Raw genomic sequence first — 5,861 nt, forward strand, 5'->3', positions numbered from 1 at the left:
GCTGTGACCGGGCTTCGGTATATACGCTTTGCAGCGCGGGTCCGGCCGCAGCCATATAATTTTTACGGAACTCTCGGTTCTTGAACGCTTCACGGTCATGCCCCGCCAAATATTTCAGAATCGCCCGCCGGTAACCCGGATAAAGCTTCCGGGAGGAAATGCAGAACAGCGGGTTATCCTGCGTCCAGGCCAGGAAGCGGTATACCGCCTCTTTATCGCCATCCCCCTTGCGGCGGACATGCTCCAGCAGCGCGTCGTACTCCAGCGGTCCTCCCTCGCGGGAACGGCTGTGGTAGAAGGCAAGCGGCAGCCGGGCGAATGGCTCCGCTCCCCGGCTCTCTCTGAGCCAGCGCTGTCCCAGCAGCTGCACATCGTCCATCTCCTGCGGAGACAACCCGTCAAAAATATGCTCGTCCGGATTCTCCTCGCCGAACCAGCGGTACGCCGCGCGAAGCACATTCGCCTTCCGTCTGCTCTGCAGATCAAGCGGCGGGTCCCACCGGCCCATGTCGAGGGAGAAGCGGACAAATGACAGCTCCAGCAGCTGATCCTCGGTAATGTCGGCAAGCGACAGGCGCTCCAGTAAATACCGGTCCGCCACAGCCGCCAGATCCTTCTGAAGCGCGAGCGCGTCGGGGCGGATTCCGGCTCTCCGGCGGCGCTCTTTCTCCGCTTGTTCAATGTAATCGTGAATCGCCGCCACCGCCGCCACCGGATCGCGCTCCCGCTCCAGCTTCTCGGGCAAATAGTCCCGAAGGCCGTCAACAACAGCCGGCTGCCTCAGCGCCTCGGGCATGAACCTGTCCCAATGCGCCACAAATTCCAGCAGGTCCGCGGCTCTTTCGGCGGTTGCGAGCCGGGATTCCACATAAGGCTGGAACAGGAGCCGGGCAAAGACCGCCGTGTTAAGCAGCTTGCGGAAAAAGGCGGCGGCCAGTTCGCCGCTGATCTCAATCACACTGTAAGCCGCCGACAGCGCATCCTCCCTCCCCGCGTTCTGCGCATTCAGCATCCCGTTGATGAAATAATCCACAATGCGCGGCCGGTAGTTATGTCCCTTCAGCGAAAAATAATCCCGGAAGCTCTCCAGCACCGCCTTCTCCGGAATGTGCTTCTGCCTCACGGCATCGAACTCCCGGTCGAAGCGCTCCAGGAACAGGTCGTTCAGCCGGATCTTCGATTCCAAGGCCCCTTCCCCGTCCAGATAGCGCAGCAGTCCGTTCAGCACGGCGCTCTTGTTCTCCGTGTATAAGGCTTCATTCCCCTGCTCAATCCGGTAAAAGACCGCAAGCTCGTTGTAGGCCCCGAGCGACAGCTTCCGCTCCGCACTTGTTCCCCCCAGCATCATATCCGCAAACAGGGCGAAATCGTCTGCGGCCTCCGGCTTGCGCAGCAGCTCCCAGGCCAGCTCAAGAAAGGGCTGCGGAGCGGAGGGGAAATCCGTGTTCTGCGTACGCCCCGCGGCCAGATCGTAGATGAAATCCTTCTCCGTCGCCCGGTCTCCGGGACGCAGCGAGCCTGCCTCCACAAACGTCAGGTGGATGTATTTACGGCTTTGCGGCTCCTTCGCATACGTGATAACGCCAAGCCTGCGCCGGAATTCGAAGGGCAGACAGTTCAGCAGAGCTTCCGTCAGATCGGCGGCCCGCCCCGGCAGCTCCTTCACGGGCGCGCTCAGCGATATGTAAATCTTCTTCTTCCCGGATACCGATTGCATGACCGCCTGAAGCAGACTTTTGAACATTTCCTCGCCGATGCCCAGCGATTTCAGAACATCCGCCGGACGGGGACGGTTTCGCCGCAACACCGGGATGCTCTCAAGCTCCGGAAGGGCTCTCCCCGGCTCTCCGCTGAACCCTCCGGCAAAATCCGCATGCAGATAGCCGCCATAATCCCGGATAATTTCTTCGGCGCGCGAGGGAGGAAGAACATAGTTGTGCGTGAAAAAAGCGCTGCGCAGCCCCGTAAAGTCCGCCGCCTGAAAGACGCTTTGCCCCAGCACCGTCTCCCCGCTTTCAAGATGGAACAAATGGAGCGCGGGCGGATACTGCGACTCGTCCTTCTCGCCTTTTGCGGCCAGCTCCGCCGGAGCGTCGTACAGGCAGAAGGGATGCAGTATTTTTTTGACGAAATTGTTGTCCAGACTGTCCGACTTCGCCACCGTGTCAAAGCCTTCTGTAGAGCGGTAGACGCCGCGCCGCTGCCGCGTATACATCTGTTGGGCGACGCCGGCTTCCTTATGAATGCTCACCGCTTAATCGCTCCCCTCGATGAACTTCAGCTTGTGCAGCAGCCACAGAAACGGCTCATCCACCCGGATGGGGCTGACGACGCCCTCGATTTTCTGATCGACGGGATTGCTGCCAAGCGCCGAAACCGCGAAGTAGGCTGTATTGGAGAAATAGACATCCATCGTATCCTTGAACGGACGGTCCACCTTCCCGATAAAACGGCTGATCTCCCCGTCCATATTGCCGACCTCGTCCAGATTCAGCGTCCCCCGGTGTACGTAATTGTTGAACACATTGCTGTTCGCCTTGATGTAGTCTCCGTCCTCGTCCTTCAGCGAGTGCAGCATGTCGCTCTTGGTCAGCACAACAGCGGTCGGAATCTCCGTCCGGCTCTTCTCCTGATAGGCGATGAAATCGCCGAACAGCGTCAGCACCACGTCGCGCGGCTCATCGTACTGCGAGACCCATTCGCCGGGGCGGTTGCCGATATTGATGCGGATTTTCTCCCGGATGGAGCGGATTTGCAGCGGATCGACCATGAACAGGATACCCGCCGAATTTTTGATATGCTGGCCATGAAGCCCGAGGTAATCCTGATCGACCATTCCTTCTCCCGCAACATCGAAGAACACGAGCGTCAGCGGCGGCTTCTCCTCATTCTTGAACACGAATTGAAAAATAAACGGCTCCTGCATCTTCTCCTTCTGGGTCGAAGACAGCAGATCGCCGCGCTCGAACAGCGGGGCCTCGTACAAATTACGGAATTTCTGGCTGATTTCGGCGTTCAGCGGCATGCAGGCGGCGCCGAAATTACCCGCCGTCGTATGCTGGAGCGTGTGGATGAGCGAGGTCATGTAGACCGATTTGCCGACCTGCGAAGCGCCGATAATGGAAATAATGTTGCTCGGCACCCTCCCGGCGGTCACCGGCAGCTCATTGTGGCAGTAAGGGCACAGCCGTCTGTGCGTAAGCACTCCGTAGCGGTCGGTCAGTCCGGTCAGCACATGATCGGTATAATGATGATGCTCCTCCGGAATGTCGGACGGCCGAATGATCGCCTCCAGATCGTCCACCGAATCGAGTCCGAACCGCTCGCGGTATTTATTGAGCGCATCGTCTTCGCCCAGCGCGTAATCCTCGTCGTCCTCCCGGCTGTGCATGGCCCGGAAGACCACCTCCGAAGGGTCGAATTTGCTGAAGCAGTAGGGACATACGATATCGTAAAAAAGCGGCCGCGGCTGCGGCTGGTTCTTCTTCAAAAAGCGGCTGAAAAAAGACATAGGTTCACCCTCCCGAGAAGAAACGGCTGTGCCGGCCTTTAAAAGCGGCATTCGTTTCTCGTAAAAGTCGCAGAACATTCATTTAATAAAGCCCCGCATATAGCCAATACGGCATGTTCGCAGCAGCGTGGATGCAACGCACGAACACTTGCCGTCGTCCAAAGAGCAGAGCATGCCCCTCGAACCCGATATTGCTGGAAGCGGCCTGCCATTTAGCTGGAATTTCTCCCTCTAAACCTCTCTCTGTCATAACAATACTATATACTACACGGATTTCTTCCCTTTAAATTGCCCGGTTTGGCGGTAAACGCAGAAAAAAGTCTCTATTAGACGGAGAATTTCCCTTTAATAATACGAGAAGATGCCTATTGCTGAAAATTAGAGGGAGAAACTCCTTCTAACAATAACCGCCAAACATTCGACGGCAACCTTGAAGTCCGGATTTGAAGTCTGGAATAAAATATCCGCATTACCCGCAGCCATGCAATTTCTTTCCAACCTTTCACCCGTTTTGCATCATAGAGGCCGTCATCGAGACGCACCGACAGCGTTAGCCCGGCCCCGTTCATTCCGGCACCAGCTCATAGCAGCGGCCATACTTCGGCCCGTCGGTAAAAAAGAGGCGGATATGATCGTCCTTGCCGATCTCAATCGGCGGAAGGACGTTGCGTCCGGGCGCGAAATCCTGCACAAAGGGAAAGAGGATGCCATCCTCTTTCGCCGCCGGATAACCGCCGCGCTTTTTGACATAGCACAGAACCTCTCTGCCGACGGGAACTTCGGCCGTAATCGTCATATGTACGGTCTGCTCCTTGCGGAACAAGCCCCGCTTGCGGTCAATCGCGTAATAGATCCGGGCCTTGCCCGCGCTGACGGTCGCACGGTTCGCGCCGTCCCTCTGGCGGACCAGCAGCGTCTCCCCGTTCTCCGTCACCCGGGCATACACGGTATAGACAACCAGACCCACCTCTTCCAACCGGTCATGGTAACCGCCGCCTGCCTTGTATTCTTCACGCGTATACAGCTTCAAACCGCCGGGCGGACGGTCGTCCTCTTCCGGATGATCGCCGCCGCCCGGGCCTTTATGGATATAGACGGCCTGCAGGCCGTCCGGCCAACGCCATCTGAGCGTGCAGGTCCGGTCCTCCACGCGCGAGGTGATATCCGTGATGCCCGGCAGGTCCGGTGAATGCCCGATGTATCTCATCCCCGCACAGCCCCTTTCCTAGTGATCTTTATCGGCGGTCCGGAAGCCCTTGCTGCTCCGGTTTCCACGGGACGAGAAGCCCTGCGACGTACGCTGGGACGGCTGTGCCGCCCCGTGTCCGCGGCGGGTCAGCCGCCCTTCCCCGACCGGAACGACCGCGGTAAACAGCGCGATCACCCCCGCAAGCAGCAGTACGGCAAGCAGCCGCACCATCGCGTTCAGGAGAGAATGATCGCCGAGGCCAAGCTCCAGCGTCAGGCCGGCAAGCAGGCCGGACACGATGCCGCCAAGGCCGAAGCTGCGGGCCAGGTGGCGGTTATCGAAGACGATGCCAAGCCCGAGTCCGAGCGCGCCGCCGATCAATACAAGCGACAAGACGCGCAGAGTCGCGTAATACGGACTGTCCTGCGTATTATCCGTCCGCTCCGTAAGCAGCGTCCGGTCGCCGAGACGGTCGTAAATCTGGCGGAAGACGTCGGCCAGCCGGTTCGCGCCCTCCACATCGTAGTATTGTCCCCCGGTTGTCGCGGCGATGTCCTTCAGAAGAGCCGGGCCCGAAGGATCGCTCAGGCTGAGTCCAATCGTGTTGACCGCGATGCCGCGGTCCACGTACGCCTGAAGCTCCGTAGCGGTATCCAGCCGGCTCACTCCGTCCGACAGCAGGATAACCATCGCTCCCCGGCCGGACGAGCCGTCGCCGTTAATGACGTTCATCGCCTCCGACAGCGCGCCGCTGAGATTCGTGCCGCCCTCGGTTGTCCGCAGAGCTTGAATCGCCTCGGTTACCTGCTTCCGATTCTCGGGCCTCGACAGCCCGGTTAAGGGCTGGACGACCGTCGCCTCGTCGCTGAACGTCAGCACGGCGACCTTGTTGTCGCCATCCATCCGCATCACAAGCTCCCGCGCCGCCGAGTAGCGGCTGTTGCCGGGGTCGCTCTGCTGCATGCTGCCGGAATCGTCAATGACCATGACGATATCCTTCACCGGCCTCAGACCGCCGAAATTGAGTTCATATACGAACTCCATCAGCGTCCCTGCGCCCAGCAGAATAGCAACGGCCAGCGGGAGCAGCTTCCACGACAGGCCAAGATAGCGCCGACGCCACGACCAGCCGTTCAGCCTGGGCGAGATCATCTCCGCCAG

General features: G+C 59.2%; 4 protein-coding genes. All 4 read right to left on the reverse strand.

Annotated features, from left to right (window positions below; translation table 11 throughout):
- On the reverse strand, positions 1 to 2,251 hold a 2,251-nt coding region (locus tag L692_RS0121670), incomplete at its 3' end, for a GAP1-N2 domain-containing protein (protein ID WP_025702099.1).
- 3 nt (positions 2,252 to 2,254) lie between these two features.
- Positions 2,255 to 3,511: a TRAFAC clade GTPase domain-containing protein gene (locus L692_RS0121675; RefSeq protein ID WP_025702100.1), complete on the reverse strand. Its 1,257-nt coding sequence runs from the start codon at positions 3,509 to 3,511 to the stop codon at positions 2,255 to 2,257.
- Between the two features lie 565 nt (positions 3,512 to 4,076).
- Positions 4,077 to 4,718 (reverse strand): hypothetical protein, encoded by a 642-nt coding sequence (locus L692_RS0121680; protein ID WP_025702101.1) that lies wholly within the window; start codon positions 4,716 to 4,718, stop codon positions 4,077 to 4,079.
- A gap of 18 nt (positions 4,719 to 4,736) precedes the next feature.
- A partial coding sequence (locus L692_RS0121685; protein ID WP_025702102.1) for a vWA domain-containing protein occupies positions 4,737 to 5,861 on the reverse strand: 1,125 nt, incomplete at its 5' end.

This window comes from Paenibacillus forsythiae T98, from assembly GCF_000520735.1.
Lineage (GTDB): Bacteria > Bacillota > Bacilli > Paenibacillales > Paenibacillaceae > Paenibacillus_AQ > Paenibacillus_AQ forsythiae.